Consider the following 16,319-nt stretch of genomic DNA (forward strand, 5'->3'; position numbering starts at 1 on the left):
GGGCCACTGTTCCATGCGAAATCAGGCATGTGTCCGCGGAGCATCTCCTGCAGTCCATCTTGTGGCCATGTCCCGGTCATCACTCGAGGGCAAGAGTCGTTAGAGTGGACCTCATGGCCAACCCGATCCCGAGCGCTCCTGGCAGGAGGACAAACGCACCGTTGCCGTCGGCAATCGGCGCGCACGTCGCGCCTGCCCAGCAGCACCCGGTCCAGGCCTCCCTTCCCACTGTGGAGGAAGTCTCAGCGGGCGGTGTTGTAGTAGACACGTCCGACGGCGAACTCCGGGTTGCGATTATTGCCCGCCTTAATAGGGGTGGCCGGCTGGAGTGGTGCCTGCCGAAGGGCCACCCTGAAGGCCGCGAGAACAATGAGGAAGCTGCTGTCCGTGAGATTGCCGAGGAAACCGGCATCGAAGGCAGCATCCTGGCGCCCTTGGGCAGCATCGACTACTGGTTCACTGTGAGCGGCCACCGGGTTCACAAAACAGTGCACCATTTCCTGCTCCGGGCAACGGGTGGCGAACTGACCATCGAGAATGATCCCGATCAGGAAGCCGTGGACGCTGCGTGGGTTCCCATCCAGGAACTGGCACGCAAACTGTCCTTCCCTAACGAACGCCGCATCGCCGACCTGGCACGGGAAGTGCTGCCGGAACACCTCTGAGCCCGGTACGTGGGACGATAAAGGCGATGTCTGAAGCCAAAACCACCCAGTCCGTTCAGTCCGGAGAAGCCCGTTCCAGCGCCATCATGGCTGCAGGGACGCTGGTTTCCCGGTTCCTTGGCTTCGCCAAAACATGGATGCTGGGCGCAGCACTCGGCCTGGGTTCCACGGTCAATGACACCTTCATCAACGCCAACAACCTGCCCAACCTGATCTTCCTGTTGGTTGCCGGCGGCGTTTTCAATGCCGTCCTGGTTCCGCAGATCATCAAAGCCAGCAAGGCCCCGGACCGCGGCGCGGACTACATCAGCCGCCTCCTGACCCTGGCGGTACTGGTCCTTTTGGCGTTGACGGCGTTGGTCACCCTCGCGGCGCCGCTGGTCATTGACCTCACCACCCAGGGCTACTCCGAGCAGCAAAAGGCCCTCGCAGTCACGTTCGCGTTCTGGTGCCTGCCTCAGATCTTCTTCTACGGGCTCTACGCCCTCCTCACCCAGGTGCTGAACGCCCATGGAGCATTCGGGCCCGCAATGTGGGCCCCCATCCTTAATAACCTGGTGGCCATTGCCGGCTTGGGCATGTTCATCTGGATCCTTGGCGAGAACGTTTACAACCCCCACACTCTGGACAATTGGGGGCCCACCCAGACGCTCCTGATTGCCGGTTTCTCTACTTTCGGCGTAGTCGCGCAGACGGCTATCCTGCTCATTCCCGTCTTCCGGTTGCGCCTGGGCCTGCGGCCTCGTTTCGGCTGGCGCGGCGTTGGACTGGGCCAGGCAGCCAAGCTGAGCGTCTGGACGCTGGCGACGGCCGCCGTCGGGCAGTTGGCCTTCCTTTACGTCATGAGGATCGCCACCATTCCCGGTGCTGAGCGCCTTCGGTTGGACAATGCAGGCGACAAGGCCGCCGCGGCTGTCCTGCCCGGTAACGCCGTCTTGGAAGTCGCGAGCCAGCTGTATCTGCTGCCGCACTCGATCATCGCTTTGTCCTTGGCCACCGTCCTCTTTAACCGCATGACACGCGCTTCGCAGGACGGCAACAAAGCCGAACTCCGCGACGCCCTTTCCCACGGCCTCCGCACTATGGCCGTTGCTACGGTTTTCGGTGCCCTGGCGCTGTTCGCCTTGGCTGGTCCGCTGGGCATGTTCTTCTCCGGTGGCGAGCCGCAGGACGGTGTCATGCTGGCCCAAACACTCACCATCCTCGCCCTGAGCACCCCGTTCCTCAGCGCGAATTTCATGATGTCCCGCGTCTTCTACGCCAATGAGGACGCCCGCACACCCCTGTACGTCCAGCTGTGGCTGGCCGTGATCTACGTGGTGGGCGCGTTCTTCATCCAGTTCCTCCCTGTCGGGCAGATCATTTACGCGATCGCCATCCTGTACACGTTGGGCAACATTCTGTCCGTGGTGATCAGCGTGATGTTCCTGCGCCGGATGCTGGGGCACCTCGACGGCCCGCGCATCGCCAATTCGTACATCCGCATGGGCTACGCCGGCCTCGGTTCCGCGCTTGCGGGCGCCGGCGCCCTGTGGCTGCTCGGCAGCTACCGTGCCGACGGTTTTGCGTGGAGCAGCCGCCCGGCCGCCCTGGTGACGGTGGCCGTCGTCGGGCCCGTCATGCTGCTCGCCTACCTGGTCCTGCTCCGCGTCTTCCATGTCACCGAACTCCGCGACCTCATGCGTCCGCTCATGGGACGCTTCGGACGCGGCGCCCCCGCGCCGGTGACCGGCGCCGTTATGGAACCCACGACGGCGGCACGCGCCACTGTTTCGGACGATACCGGTTTGATTCCGCGCATCTCGGGAGAGTTCGACGCCGCGTCCTACCGTGCAGGCCCAGCTGTGGAACGCATTGCTCCCCAGCCCACCCCTGACGTTCCGGACGCCCCCAAAACCTACCTTCCGGAAGAGGACGCCCCGAGCACGGCCCGAGGCAGCAGGTTCCGCCCACAGGTCCCGTTGCCAGGCCGCCGCACCTACCAAGGCGATGCCGGGCGCAATCCCTACTTCCCAACCCGCGGAAACCACCGGAAGTGAGCCGGTGGCGCCAACGTGGGCGCAGGGCATCAATCGGCTAGGCTAGAAAATGAATACAGGTAGTTGCAAAAGCGGTTGAACCGGCTCGCCGGGCCGGCCGCGTGCAGGGCCCGCAACTCCCGGACAGCCTAGGAGGAACACGTGTCCCACCCGATCGACGTCGGATCAGTACTTGGCGGCCGCTACAAGGTCACAGCCAATGTGTTGACCTCGCATGACCAAGATCAGGTGCTCGACGGCGTGGACCAGGTCCTCAACCGTCCCGTGAGCATCCTTGTCGCCGGCCCCGGAAACGCTGAGCAGGTTGCCCAGAGCGCCCGTGAAGTCGCCACGGGGGAACGCCCCGGCCATGTCCAGATCCTGGACCTCGGCGTCAGCGACAACACCACCTACCTCATCACCAACCACAGCAGCGCTCCCGATTTGCTGGACCTGGTGGTCGCGACCAACCCGCCGTACATCGAGCCGTTCTTCACTGAGACGCTCGGAAGCGAGATCTTCGGCCAGCCACGGACCTATGAGCCTGAGACCTACGACGGCTTGTACGAAGACGACGAACACGACGCCGAGTACATCCAGTACGACGAAAACGGCTACCCGATTCACCGTGAGGGCGATGCCGATCCTGCTGCCGCTCCCCAGGGCAGCAACGTGCCTCCGAGACCAGCTTCCAGCCCGTCATCATCCAAGAGCGGCATCGCCGGCAAACTGGCTGCTGCCGCCGCCGGCGCTGGTGCCGCCGGTTTGGCCGCGTGGAAGAACTCGGGATCCAAGAACCACGACGCCGGTGCTGCCGCCGACAGTGGTGCGGTCGCCGGCAATAGTGCCGCTGACTCCGGCTCCGGTGCCGCTGCTTCAAGCGCTTCTTCATCGGGTGCTGCGGGGTCGGGTGCATCGGCTCAGCCGCCAACGCAGGCCGTGACATCGCAGCCAACACCTCCTCAGGCTCCGCCGGCAGCCCCGGCGCAACCGCCAACACAGCCGCGAACACAGGCAGTCAATGCCCAGCCGGCACCAACGCGTGAACCGGCCGAACCCAAGGTTTCGTTGTGGTCCGAAGAGGACTACGGCTTTGCTGGAGGTGCTGCCGCTGGCGGTGCCGCGGCTGGTACCGCGGCCGCTGCACGAGGCACCGCAGACTCCTCTTACGACCGTGCCCCCAGCAGCTTCCCGGCGTCGGCCGCTGTGCAGGAAGACTACGACGACGAGGAAGTGTACGAGGACGACGCTCCGGAGAAGGAGCCACGTTCCCTCCGTTGGCTCGTCGGTGGCTTGCTTGCTGCTGTGCTGATCGTGGGACTTGTCCTTGCCGTCACCAACCTGGGCAGCCTCCTTCCCAGCGGTGCCCCCGCGGCCACGCAGAGCACCTCTGCACCTCAAACCAGCAGCACGCAGCAATCCGAGGAGCCAACTCCTACGGAGACGGCGCCACCGGCCACACCGCCTGCCATCGAGGGCATTTCCCGTCTCGGTGACTTCCCCTTCGCGGCCACGTACGACAAAGACCTCGCCAGGGCCTTCGACGGCAACGCGGCAAGCTACTGGTCAGACATGGAATTCGCCACAGCCGACTGGGGTGGACTCGTCACCAACATGCCGCTGGTGATCGAGCTCAAGGAAAAGACCGAGGTTAAGTCCATCGTGCTGAACCAGTTGGGTGGATCCGGCGGCAGCATCAGCGTTTACACCAACGACCGCCCTGCCATGGACGGAGCCAAGCTGGTAGGCACCAACAGCTTCACGTCCCCGGAGCTGACCATGCCCTTGGCGGCGCCGACGCAGACCCAGTACGTCATTGTGGACATCAAGGCCTTGCCCAAGCTGGCTGCACCGAAGACCCGTTTCGGATTCGGCCTGCGTTTGGCAGAGGTCACGGTCCAGTAGCCCCACCCAACCAAGTAGTAGTAGAGGCCGTTGTGACTCGTCAGAACGGCCTCTACTTTCATCCCTAGTGGCGTCACCGCTTATTATCGGCATGCGCGCAGACGGTACCCTTAACAATGGTGGCTTTCAGGGTCCCCATCCCCAACGGAATATTTGGGGTGCAACCGGGGTTGAGTCAGGTGGCTGCCCCGAAAGCCGCAGCATCGACTAAGGAAGAGGTTCACGCCACGTGAGCATTGCAGAAAACAGCGCATCGCAGGTGCGTGACGTCATCATCGTAGGTTCAGGCCCCGCCGGCTACACAGCCGCTGTTTACACCGCCCGTGCCAACATGAAGCCTCTGCTCATTGCCGGTTCCGTCACCGCTGGTGGCGAACTCATGAACACCACAGACGTGGAAAACTACCCGGGCTTCCCAGACGGCATCATGGGCCCGGACCTTATGGAGAACTTCGAAAAGCAGGCCGCGCGTTTCGGTACCGAAATCCAGTTCGAGGACGTCACCGAATTGGACCTCGACGGCGACATCAAGACCGTGACTATCGGTACGGGTGAGACCTTCCAGGCGAAGGCCATCATCCTGTCCACCGGTTCGGCCTACCGCGAGCTCGGCTTGGCGAACGAAAAACGCCTCTCAGGCCACGGCGTTAGCTGGTGTGCAACCTGCGATGGTTTCTTCTTCAAGGATCAGGACATCGCTGTAATCGGTGGTGGCGACTCGGCCATGGAGGAAGCACTGTTCCTCACCAAATTCGCAAAGTCTGTCACGGTGGTCCACCGACGCGACACACTCAAGGCTTCGAAGATCATGGGCGATCGCGCTCAGGCCCACGAGAAGATCAATTTCGTGTGGAACACCGCGGTGGAGGACGTTCTGGGTGAAGACAAGGTCACTGGTCTGAAACTGAAGAACCTTGTGGATGGCACCGAATCCGAGCTCGCCGTCACCGGGGTCTTCGTCGCTATCGGCAACGATCCCCGCACGGACCTCATCAAGGGCAAAGTTGATCTGACCCCCGAGGGAACCATCGCCGTGGAAGGCCGCAGCTCCCGGACCAACATCAAGGGTGTCTTCGCCGCGGGCGACGTCATCGACCCCACCTACCGCCAGGCCATCACGGCTTCGGGCTCCGGTTGTGTAGCGGCCCTCGATGTTGAGCACTACCTCGCAGACTTGCACTCCTAAGCTGCAACCAAGCAACCATACGAAGGGAAAAGTTATGAGCAACGCAAAAGACGTAACTGACGCAAGCTTCAGCACTGATGTCCTGGCTTCAGAGAAGCCGGTCATCGTGGACTTCTGGGCAGAGTGGTGTGGCCCTTGCCGCAAGCTCGGTCCCATCCTTGACGAGATCTCCGTCGAGTACGGCGACAAAGTTGATGTTGTGAAGCTCAACGTCGACGACAACCCTGCCATCGCGGCCGAGTACGGCATCACGTCCATCCCGGCTGTGTACCTGTTCAGTGGGGGAGAAGTGAAGAGCACTGTCATCGGCGCCAAGCCGAAGCAGTTCTTCGAGAAGGAATTCGCGGACGTCCTGTCCTAGGGTCGATTTCTCACCTTAATCCAATAAAGCCGGCGGTTGCTGCTCTTCACGGAGCGGGAACCGTCGGTTTTTTTGTCGTTATTGGGTTATGAACCATATGCGTTTACTTTTCCTGGTCCCGTTACCGTAGTGGGCATGTGCTCTACTCGTGGGGCGCTTTTCACTTCTCCCTACCTGGGGTAGGCAAAACTTTGACCCTCTCTCACATCCCACGCCCTTGAACCCCACCCTCTCTCACTCACACCCACTCGGGCCGTCGTTCCGCGAGGTAATATGCTGATCCGAAGTGATTAGTCGGCACTGTGTGATCGGAGACCTTGGAGAACTTCAGTTTCTGAATGCACCATCCTGAAGTGGATGCACCCTTGAACAGAGCCCTATGGATCTTTGACGTGCGATGCCAGGACCCGGGAATCGGGAATGAAACTAGTAGCCGCAGCTTCGTCCTATTAGGCAAATAGCTCAATATCGCCAGAGGGGTAGGCGTGTGGGATCGTCCGTTTTCGGCATGATGCTACCCGCAGTACAGGTCACCACAACGCGTGTCGTTCTGCCCCCGCCCGGCCAGGGCAAGCCATCAGCGTGAAGAGCTCAGAAAGAGGCTCGAAGCAAAGGGGATGCTGATTGCTCCACGGAGTCTTGTCCGGCTATCCCCAGATTCAGTTGAACTGACTACCAGGCCAATTCCTACGCCCGAGCCTGGCTTCATAACCCAGCGACTGCCGGAACTCCCGGTTCGGAAATACGTTCACTGCAGCACGCTCTTCTCACGGATGCAGAATGTGATCACTCCTTGTCGTTTCACGTGAAACGACGACGGCTAGTCCTCCTCAGCCGCTTAGTCCACTGACTTTGCGCAAGTTTCACGTGAAACATGCTTCTCTTGGTCGGTTTTGACCGCCCGCATTGTGCGCCAGCCCGTCGGTTCTGGCACCGGCCGACCAAGCGTGACGGCTGAATAGTGGCGAAAGCCCGCCATTGAGGTGCTCTCGACGAGCATAAACCGCAGGATCCTCCGGTTACTTTTTGTCAGTTTCGGCGATCCCGGGAGTCCTTGGTCATCGCCCTTGAGCCTTTCTGACAGAAGAACGCGTCAGGGCAGCTCGTGGGTGGGCGCCTCGCTCTGACGGGCCTACGTCGCTGTTGAGGAGGATTGCGCGGCAAAGCAGGGAGGAAGAATGGGTCCCGCGAGGGACATCAGCCGTGCTAGCGCCCAATCGCGCACCCTCACGTCCTCATAGGAAGCACAAAGAGTGGGGTACCTTGCCCTAAACTCAAACGCCATTTGAGAGTGTTCAGATCGGCGCCGTGGGGACCCTCCCCTGGATATACACAGATGCAATGACTATTGGGGGCCCAGTGGCCACGAAAACATCGAGAACACTCTGAGCAAGGTGCATCCAGGCCGCCGACGGTTCTGCAATCACCCTATAGATGCATCACGACTTGGGCCATGAAAGGGGCTACCGCGACTATCCGGCAAAGCTAGGGCGCCGGCCTGCATGATGGGGGAGCGTGCACGCTCAATGAATCAGATCCACGCGGGGACCCTCTGCTCGCCGGTGTCTTTCGACAAACAAGCTCTGGGCCAATGCACGTTGAATATGCTGCCGCCAGGTGTCGATGAGGAAGAAGCCCTTGGAGCGAGGAATGCGCGCACTGCGCCACGACGTGTTTCACGTGAAACACGTCAGCCCGGCCACGACCATACGTGAAGAAATGCTTTGCCATGATGTAACGGCTTGACCGGCAAATACGCGTTCATCAGCATGCGCAGATGCGTTCTTGGTCTGCGACTCTAAACTTGTCGCAGCAGCGGAAGAAGATTCCGCCTCAGTGCTGATCTCGGTTTCCCGGAGGGCTTAGTACTTCAGCACACTCAAACCCGCTATGGATCAAATGCAGGTCGGGGCGAGCTGCACTTTCCAGCACTAGTGAACCTGCAATGCAACGATGTCCAGGGTTGTCCGCCACCACCGACTGCGACGCGCCGTTCGGTACTGACCGACCTCATTAGGAAAGCGCGAAGCCTAGGACGGCCTACGGTCGGGCCTAGGGGCCCCCTAGGGGAATAGACACCATGAATCGAAAGAACTGAATGAAGAGACAGGCTGTCTAAAGATGGTCGTCTAACCGACGGCCGGAGGTGTCCTGCGATTGCCGTCGTGCAGGACGCCAGCAGACGTACCAACCACTCGAAACATGTCCACCGTCGGGAAATACCAACATGCGGCCGGCAAAGGCAATCAGCCGTCGGCGCCGCAATGTTTCACGTGAAACGCCGCATAGTCCCGGCCTGAATAACAGTGATCCTCAATGGATCATAAGACGACGTCGTCTCCAGCAGGCTCTGACTCTCACAGGCCCAGAGCTCCTGGGAGCAGTTCTATACCCCGCTCCGCCACAAGGCGAGCAGCCCCATACCGCTCGATCTTGTGTCTGTGACCGTTGTGCCCCAGCACTGTATAGAGGCGGACGGGTCCAGGGGATTAGGCCTTTCGGTTCAGCCCACGCCCGCGGCGTCCGCCTACACGTATAGGCACAGTCCCCTGGAGAATACGGGGCACTCAATCACATAAGCCAGCGCGTGGGAGCACGCGGAGTGTCGTACTCAAGACATCGGATGAATCTCCGGGAGTCAACGGCCTCCGGTGCGTAGTAGGACGGTCAGCTGGACCGCCCCATTGATCCCAAAGCTTAGGTGCCATGGCAAACTACGACGGCGTTGGATCCCCGGCTCGTTGATGCTCTTCATGCGCGATCCGGTTCGGCATTCATTGCTAAGCATCAGAGCATCAGGACACACGTGCTGAGGTCATGGAGCAGCTTCACCCGGTACAGTTGTCCACCGGTGGACGACGCACAGGCGGCAAGTTGTGCACAGCTTTATCCACAGGCTTATCCACCGCCCATGAGATTATTCACAAGGCATCATTTCGCCGAACCGTAGTGGGTGGGACCCCGCCAAGGAGGGTCGAGTCTTCTACTTTCTGCCTACCAGGTAAAAGTGGGCACGCCCCGCGAGTGTACATAGTGAAAATCAATGAATCGAGGGGCCAAACACGGAGAATTACGACTATGGCCGCCGGTGTATAAGTCCGCCATGGATAGGGCCCTTTTGAAGAAGGAGCACCAAAGAAGGAAGGAGGACTCCTCGGCACTTCAACACACTCTGGGCCTCAAGAGGGGCTGCAGCTCGGCTCAGGTTATCCCCAGACTTATCCACAATGATATCCACCACGATATACACAGGTAACTCAAGGTTCCCGACTATGTGTAGACGTGCCAGTCGCCGTCCTGTTTCACGTGAAACACGAGTCGTTGATGTTCGGTGGGGGAGCAAGCAACATAGGTCGCCAAGGGCTCACGTCTAGTTCTCAACACTCTCAGCGGAGTCTTCCCTGAAGAGGACAAGGATGAAAAGAGACGAGTACGCGCCGGCCCGGGCGACATCTGACCAATCCGGTTCACAGCGTCTCATCAGCGCGTTCAGGGGCTAGGTACATGTACGCGTCCGGGGGGAATACGACCATCCTCTGACATTACGGAAAACCTCCCACCCGAACGTTGCCTGACGGATCCGTACTCCAACTTGGAGGGTCAATGCTGTAGTGGAGGGGCATAGGCATTAGTCGGGGGACTATTTCCGTCTGCTCGACGGCCACATTGGCGGTACCGGCACAGTGACAGCCCCCGTCTACGAAGCTAAGGATGGGACCAGCTTCGACAGGCATGCCAGATTCGTCAACACCTGCTGCTGTACGCAGTAATAGCCCGTTGGTGCCTGTTAGCGCCGGACACACGGGCTCAAGGGCCACAGATGTGAAGTTCCTCGTGACGCTGCGGAGAAACCAGCTGCCCAAGTTCCTGACGGTTAGCCTAAGTTCCAAAGCCCATTGACGCCGAGGGAAGCGTGCCTACCTGATACAGCTGCCAAGGACTCACCGGCTCCGCACTGGGAGAGGGCCAGTCTGTTCGAAGACCTCAATGCCTCTCTCTCATCAGCCCGAGCGGATTTGGTAGAACGCGTAAAGCTGAACACAGCGCCTCAGCCCTGGCAATCCGTTACGCCTGCGATAGGACAGTGGTCGTGGCAGCACCTCCGGCAACTACTGCCGGCTCGAGCGAGAGCGGGAGAGGCCGCGATGTGCTGTCCTGGAGAGCGACGACGCGGAACCCTAAGGACATGGAGGAGTCTGCTGCTGGCCTATTAGCCAATGGCCGAGAACCGTCAGGCTTTGGCTAGGAGGCTAGCTAGCTACGCATCAGCTGTTCCGCATTGATGCATTCTTGGTTGCAGGATCGTCAATTATGGGGACGCAGACTGTTGCACTGCGTACTGCAGAATAGCCTTGCCCCGACCTTCCGGCGATATGGTCGACGGAAGAACCGCACCCCGGCGAGAATTGTGGCCATCTAGTCGACTCGCCCTTGAACCGTCGGTTGTGAAAGAAGATCACATATCGTCAATGGTGTTTTGTGTCAGCAAATCCCTACCTTTTGCGGTTTTATTGCTGAATCTTAGACTCAGCTGTTTCACGTGAAACAGCGCCAGCGATGCGCGTGCCCGGAACCGGCTCAATTCCCCCGCGTATGCCAAAGATGCAAACCCTGGTTCTAGACGCTGGATATCCGATATTGCATGAGACTTCACCATCTCCAAGAAACCGCAATGCCAATGCGCCGACCGCCGAACCAGTGCTTAGCCGAAGATCGATTGCATGCCACCGAGCTACTAAGAGTGTGTTTCACGTGAAACAGAAGCTTCCGCCGAAAGTTCAGATACGCGTGTGCCCTCGGCTACTAGAGAAGAGCAGCCTGGGGATCCGCGCAGAACTGGGGTAAGTGTTCATGTGTGGTGAAAATCCGCTGACGGAGGCTTGCTCCACACGGGTTCCCTACGCAGCATTGGCGCACAACTCCACCGGCATTCGGAAAAGCGCTGCGAATCGTCGACGGCAATCGGACGCGGCGGGCACCGTATGCCATAAGCCGTCTCCCGCACCCTCTGCCGCCTCCTAAGCCACGGGGAGACCTGCAGAGTGCCAACGTTCGACCCAGCTCCACGCGCACTTCGAACCCCTCAGCCCGGCAAGGTGCGCACCCAAAAGTCCTTCTCGCATGTTTCACGTGAAACATGCTTCGTCCGTCTCGCTTCACGGTGAGTGTAGGGGAATCTTGAGTGAAGAACGTATCCCAGCCACTGACGGTGGGGCGAACGCTCTACGAAGGCGTAAGGTCCGCAAATCCCGGTATCCAGGACCTTGCCGAGCACAGCTTCTACCCACCGACCAAGAGAGTCCCTTTCGGCCAAATCGACTCATACGGCCCTAGGAATCCGTAGCAAAAGCCATGAGGATGCCACGCGACTGGTTGGTTTATGGTGCTGAATCAATCAGTGCCCTCCGCAAGGACTCCCGTAGGAAATACGGAAAGGCCAATCTGGACACACTATGTAGAGCGAAACTGGGAAGGTACGAAAAACTGCGGGATATCAAAAACCAAAATGGGGCCTACTCGACGAGTAAGCCCCATTCAGTTGGTTCACTACAATTTAGCCTTCGGTGCCGGGGCCAAGCACATCCATGATGCGGTTGAGATCCTCAACGCTGGCGAACTCAATGCTGACTCGGCCTTTGCGTGCACCCAAAGTAATCTTCACATTGGTGTCCAGGCGGTCCGAGAGTGACGACGCCAAGTAGTCCAAACGCTCGTGGCGCGCATTGGGTTTCGGGATACTGCTCTTGGCGGGAGCAGTAGGATCTTGATAGAGAGCCACTGCCTCTTCTGTTGCCCTCACAGACATCCCCTCGGCCACAATCTTCTGAGCCAGGCGTTCCATCGCAGCGGCGTCCGGCAGGGCCAAGAGTGCCCGCGCATGGCCGGCAGACAAAACACTCGCTGCTACACGCCGCTGGACCAAGGGCGGGAGCTTCAGCAAACGGAGTGTGTTGGACACCTGCGGCCGAGAGCGACCTATGCGATCTGCAAGCTGTTCGTGAGTGGTCCCAAAGTCTTCCAAGAGCTGCTGATAGGCAGCAGCCTCTTCCAGAGGGTTCAGCTGGCTGCGGTGGAGGTTTTCCAGCAAAGCGTCGCGAAGGAGGTCGTCGTCAGTGGTATCGCGGACGATCGCAGGGATGGTTTCGAGCCCTGCGGCCTGTACCGCACGCCAGCGACGCTCACCCATGACCAATTCATACGGTTCTCCACCCTTTTCGGTTGAAGTACGTACAACAATTGGCTGGAGGACGCCGATTTCGCGAACGGAGTGAACCAGCTCGGCCATGTCATCTTCATCGAAGACCGAACGCGGCTGTTTACGGTTCGGATGGATGTCACCGACCGGAATCTCGGCAAAGCGAGCACCAGGAACTTCAACCAGCTCCACGTCCGGTGTCGAGCGAGTAGTGGACTTGGTTGCGGCCTTTGCCGGCTCCGATTCATCCGTCGTGTGATCAGAGGGCACTGACGCTCGCTTGGGGGCAGGCTTCGATGCAGATGTCTTGGAGGTGGCGGACTTGGTTGACGCCTTGGAAGCTGCCGCTTTGGGCGCTGGAGCCTTGGCAGCGGCCGGCGTCGCTGCCGACTCCTTTGACGACTCCACAGCAGCGGAGTCCTGGATCGGATCTTCTACTGCCGGCTCTTCGGACTTCCGGGCTTCCGGGAAGAACAGATCCACAGGACGGGATGGCGCCACGCCGTTTCCCTGGGCCGCGGCCGAGCTAGGAATGAGAGCCCCAAGACCCCTACCGAGGCCCCTTCGCTTTTCGCTCATTGATTCATCCCTCCGATGAAATGGCCGAGCACGGAACTGCTCAGGCTGTTGCAGTGTTTCAAGAATTCTAGCGTTCAGCGATTTCGGCGGCGGCTTCCATGTAGGAGAGCGCGCCGCTCGACGAAGGATCGTAGGTCATGACCGTCTGCTGGTAGCTGGGTGCTTCGGAGATACGCACAGAACGCGGAACCACTGCTCCCAGAACTTGTTCGGGGAAGTGTTGGCGTACCTCGGATGCGACCTGAGCGGCGAGGTTCGTTCGGCCGTCGTACATGGTCAGGAGGATCGTGGACACCTCCAGGTCAGCATTGAGGTGCTTCTGGATCATTTCGATGTTCTTGAGAAGCTGGCTCAATCCTTCCAAGGCGTAGTACTCGCACTGGATGGGAATAAGGACTTCACTTGCGGCACAGAAGGCGTTGACCGTCAGCAGCCCGAGGCTGGGCGGGCAGTCAATAAAGATGAAGTCCAAGCGGCTCTCGCCGTTCTTCTCCCGCTCCTTGGCGTAGACGTCGATGGCTCGCCGGAGCCTCTGTTCCCGGGCAACCAATGAAACCAGCTCGATTTCAGCACCGGCAAGATGGATGGTGGCGGGTGCGCAGATCAGGTTGGGAATATCTGGGCAAGGGGCCACAACGTCGTTCAGGGGAAGGTCGTTGATCAGGACGTCGTAGATACTGTCAACGTCGGCGTGGTGCTCAATGCCCAGAGCCGTTGACGCGTTGCCCTGTGGATCAATATCAATCACCAAGACGTTGAGGCCGGCGGAGGCCAGAGCGGCAGCGATGTTCACGGTGGTGGTCGTCTTACCGACCCCACCTTTTTGATTGGAAACCGTGAAGATGCGGGTTTTATCCGGCTTTGGCAGTTCCCTGCCCACCAGCCGTTCACGCCGACGGGTCTCGTGTGCCAACTGACGGGCGATGGGACTCGAGTCATCAATGGAATCCATCACGTTATGCACTCCATCAGATACGGTTTCACGTGAAACAGCGGCATTATCAACCGAATTAGTGCGCACGATTGCAGACTGAAGAGACGCAGAGGGTGTAGCCATTGCCCGAGCTGACCCCAACGACATAAACGGGGGGATTCGCTGCGTGGAGGTTTCACTACTGCCCACTGGTCACACTCTCACTCTCATTCGGCGCTTGCTGCCGTTCTCTAGCCTAACTGCTCAGCCGCCGACACGCGGGAAACCGAGCGGGTCTCAGGCCGTCTTTCCGGGCTTGTTGACGATAATCCTCACCACAGTGGTGGGTTCCTCCAAAAGCTCCTGTCCACAAACCACAACCGACGTTTCCACGCCGCCAAGTTTGCGGATGACCTTCTTGGCTTTCTCAATCTCTTCGGCAGCGCTACGACCCTTGATGGCCACAACTTCGCCGCGGCCGTTCAAAAGGGGAATCGTCAGGCCCGCCAGGTTGCTGAGCGCAGAAACAGCCCTCGCCGTCACAACATCGGCGTCCACCATTCCAACGGCCAGCTCAGCACGCGTCCTCATGATGGTGACGTTGTCCAGGCCCAGGTCATCTACGACTTCCTGGAGCCAGATGACACGACGCTCAAGCGGCTCAATCAACGTCAGTTCAAGGTCCGGGCGTGCAATTGCCAGGCAAAGACCCGGCAGGCCTGCACCGGATCCAACGTCGGCGACGTGGCTGTCCATGGCAATTGCAGTTTCGATGACTGCACAGTTCAGTACGTGGCGACTCCACAAACGCGGAATCTCACGCGGGCCAATCAGCCCACGCTCAGTTCCGGAGGTGGCGAGGTGTTCCACGTAGCGCTTGGCAAGATCCAAGCGCTCCCCAAAGATCTTCTCTGCCGCTTCAAGTTCAGCTGCGGTAATTTCAACCATGAGCTGCTAGTCAGCCGAAACGACGATGTGGCGGCCGGCGCCTTCGCCTTCAGACTCGGAAACGAATCCGAGGTCAGCGACGGCGTCGTGGACAATCTTTCGCTCGTAAGCGCTCATCGGCTCAAGGGCCACCGTACCGCCGTCGGCCTTGACCTTGGCCACGGCGTCTTCAGCGATCTGCTGAAGCACGCCCGCGCGCTCCTTACGGTAGCCGTTGATGTCCAGCACCAGGCGTGAACGGCTTTCGGTAGCGGAAAGGACCGAGAGGCGGGCCAGCTCCTGCAGGGCCTCCAGAACCTCGCCGTCACGTCCTACGAGGCTGTCCAATGCGGCCGACTCTTCATCGGCACCAATAGAGATGTACGTGCGTCCGTTGCGGACCTCGATGTCGATATCGCCGTCGATATCGGCAATATCCAGAAGTTCCTCGAGGTAGTCGGCGGCAATGTCGCCTTCTTCTTCAAGACGACTGGCCGTCTTGGACTGCGTCTCTTCCTGGGTCTCGTCCTGGTCTTCAGTCACAGCGGCGATAACTTCTTCAGTGCTCTCGGCAGACATTACTTCTTCTTCCTGTTCTTACGTTGTGGCTGGACGCGCTGTGCCCGGATCTCGGCCGCCGCCGCGGCAGCTGCTTCGGCTTCAGCAGCGGCGTCCGCGGTCTTCTTGCCACCCAGCAGCGGCGGCAGGCCCTTGGCGGCACGGCGCTCCTCCAGTGCCTTGGCGGCAGGGGAACCCGGGGTAGGCATGCGGCGGATGACGAAGAACTGCTGGCCCATGGTCCACAGGTTGGTGGTGGTCCAGTAGATGAGGACACCGATGGGGAAGTTGATGCCACCAATACCGAACACGAGCGGCAGGATGTAAAGCATCATTTTCTGCTGGCGCATGAACGGGCTGGCCATGGCCTCTTCGGACATGTTCTTGGCCATGATTTGCTTCTGGGTGATGAACTGCGAGGCCGTCATGGCAATGATCATCACGATGGAGAGAATCCAGACTGCAACCTCGTTGCCACCGGCACCACCGTGAAGCAGCGAAGCAGACAGCGGCGCACCGAAGATGCTGGATTCATCGAACTGGACAACCTGGTCGGCGCTCATGGCCCCAATGCCCTTGCCGCTGTTACGGGCTGCGGTGATACCCGACAACACCTGGAACAGCGCGAAGAAGAACGGCATCTGAATCAGCATCGGCAAACATGCCGAGAACGGGTTGGTGCCGTGCTTCTTGTACAGGGCCATCTGTTCCTGCGCCATTGCCTGGCGGGACAGCTGATCGGTCTTGCCCTTGTATTTGGTCTGAAGCTTCTTCAGGTCCGGCTGCAGCAGCTGCATGCCGCGCTGCGCTTTGATCTGCTTGACGAAGACCGGGATCAGGGCGGCACGGATCACCAACACGAGGCCGATGATGGACAGAGTCCACGTCCAGCCGTTCGCGGCGGGCAGGCCAATGAAGCTCAGTCCCTCGTGGAAGCCAACCATGATGATTGACACCAGCCACTTGAACGGAAACATGATTGTTTCAAAGAAGTCCATACGATATCCCTAT

10 protein-coding genes are annotated in these 16,319 nt (G+C 59.7%); 5 read left to right on the top strand and 5 right to left on the bottom strand.

The window, feature by feature from the left end:
• Positions 1-161: 161 nt before the first annotated feature.
• The 5 genes from AYX22_RS00130 (at position 162) to trxA (ending at position 6,135) form a co-directional block, all read left to right on the top strand.
• Complete coding sequence (locus AYX22_RS00130) at positions 162-665, top strand: NUDIX hydrolase (protein WP_026005276.1); 504 nt, start codon at positions 162-164, stop codon at positions 663-665.
• 26 nt (positions 666-691) lie between these two features.
• A complete protein-coding gene (gene murJ, locus AYX22_RS00135; RefSeq protein WP_207595576.1) occupies positions 692-2,704 on the top strand; it encodes a murein biosynthesis integral membrane protein MurJ in 2,013 nt (670 codons plus the stop codon).
• A 141-nt stretch (positions 2,705-2,845) separates the two neighbouring features.
• On the top strand, positions 2,846-4,588 hold the full coding sequence (locus tag AYX22_RS00140; protein WP_207595577.1) for an ABC transporter substrate-binding protein: 1,743 nt from the start codon (positions 2,846-2,848) through the stop codon (positions 4,586-4,588).
• Positions 4,589-4,817: 229 nt separating this feature from the next.
• Positions 4,818-5,774: a thioredoxin-disulfide reductase gene (gene trxB / locus AYX22_RS00145; RefSeq protein ID WP_207595578.1), complete on the top strand. Its 957-nt coding sequence runs from the start codon at positions 4,818-4,820 to the stop codon at positions 5,772-5,774.
• A gap of 34 nt (positions 5,775-5,808) precedes the next feature.
• Positions 5,809-6,135: a thioredoxin gene (gene trxA / locus AYX22_RS00150; protein ID WP_021473158.1), complete on the top strand. Its 327-nt coding sequence runs from the start codon at positions 5,809-5,811 to the stop codon at positions 6,133-6,135.
• A 5,554-nt stretch (positions 6,136-11,689) separates the two neighbouring features.
• Here trxA and AYX22_RS00155 read toward each other — a convergent pair.
• From AYX22_RS00155 to yidC, 5 genes are all read right to left on the bottom strand, one after another.
• Positions 11,690-12,910 carry a ParB/RepB/Spo0J family partition protein gene (locus AYX22_RS00155; RefSeq protein ID WP_207595579.1) on the bottom strand — a complete coding sequence of 407 codons (1,221 nt, stop codon included), beginning with the start codon at positions 12,908-12,910 and terminating at the stop codon, positions 11,690-11,692.
• 67 nt (positions 12,911-12,977) lie between these two features.
• A complete protein-coding gene (locus AYX22_RS00160) occupies positions 12,978-14,033 on the bottom strand; it encodes a ParA family protein (protein ID WP_242703460.1) in 1,056 nt (351 codons plus the stop codon).
• A gap of 87 nt (positions 14,034-14,120) precedes the next feature.
• Positions 14,121-14,771, bottom strand: a complete 651-nt coding sequence (gene rsmG, locus AYX22_RS00165) for a 16S rRNA (guanine(527)-N(7))-methyltransferase RsmG (RefSeq protein ID WP_207595580.1) — start codon at positions 14,769-14,771, stop codon at positions 14,121-14,123.
• Between the two features lie 6 nt (positions 14,772-14,777).
• Positions 14,778-15,329: a R3H domain-containing nucleic acid-binding protein gene (locus tag AYX22_RS00170; protein ID WP_089597070.1), complete on the bottom strand. Its 552-nt coding sequence runs from the start codon at positions 15,327-15,329 to the stop codon at positions 14,778-14,780.
• Positions 15,329-16,306, bottom strand: coding sequence for a membrane protein insertase YidC (gene yidC, locus AYX22_RS00175; protein ID WP_207595581.1), 978 nt, complete (start codon positions 16,304-16,306; stop codon positions 15,329-15,331). The genes AYX22_RS00170 and yidC overlap by 1 nt, the downstream gene beginning before the upstream one ends.
• Between the last annotated feature and the right edge of the window lie 13 nt (positions 16,307-16,319).

Source organism: Arthrobacter sp. D5-1 (assembly GCF_017357425.1).
Taxonomy (GTDB): domain Bacteria; phylum Actinomycetota; class Actinomycetes; order Actinomycetales; family Micrococcaceae; genus Arthrobacter.

Bases quoted from the DNA above. Each gene is read 5' to 3' on its own strand.
- murJ (WP_207595576.1), top strand. From the start codon at position 692: ATGTCTGAAGCCAAAACCACCCAGTCCGTTCAGTCCGGAGAAGCCCGT.
- trxA (WP_021473158.1), top strand. From the start codon at position 5,809: ATGAGCAACGCAAAAGACGTAACTGACGCAAGCTTCAGCACTGATGTC.
- AYX22_RS00155 (WP_207595579.1), bottom strand. From the start codon at position 12,910: ATGAGCGAAAAGCGAAGGGGCCTCGGTAGGGGTCTTGGGGCTCTCATT.
- rsmG (WP_207595580.1), bottom strand. From the start codon at position 14,771: ATGGTTGAAATTACCGCAGCTGAACTTGAAGCGGCAGAGAAGATCTTT.
- AYX22_RS00170 (WP_089597070.1), bottom strand. From the start codon at position 15,329: ATGTCTGCCGAGAGCACTGAAGAAGTTATCGCCGCTGTGACTGAAGAC.
- yidC (WP_207595581.1), bottom strand. From the start codon at position 16,306: ATGGACTTCTTTGAAACAATCATGTTTCCGTTCAAGTGGCTGGTGTCA.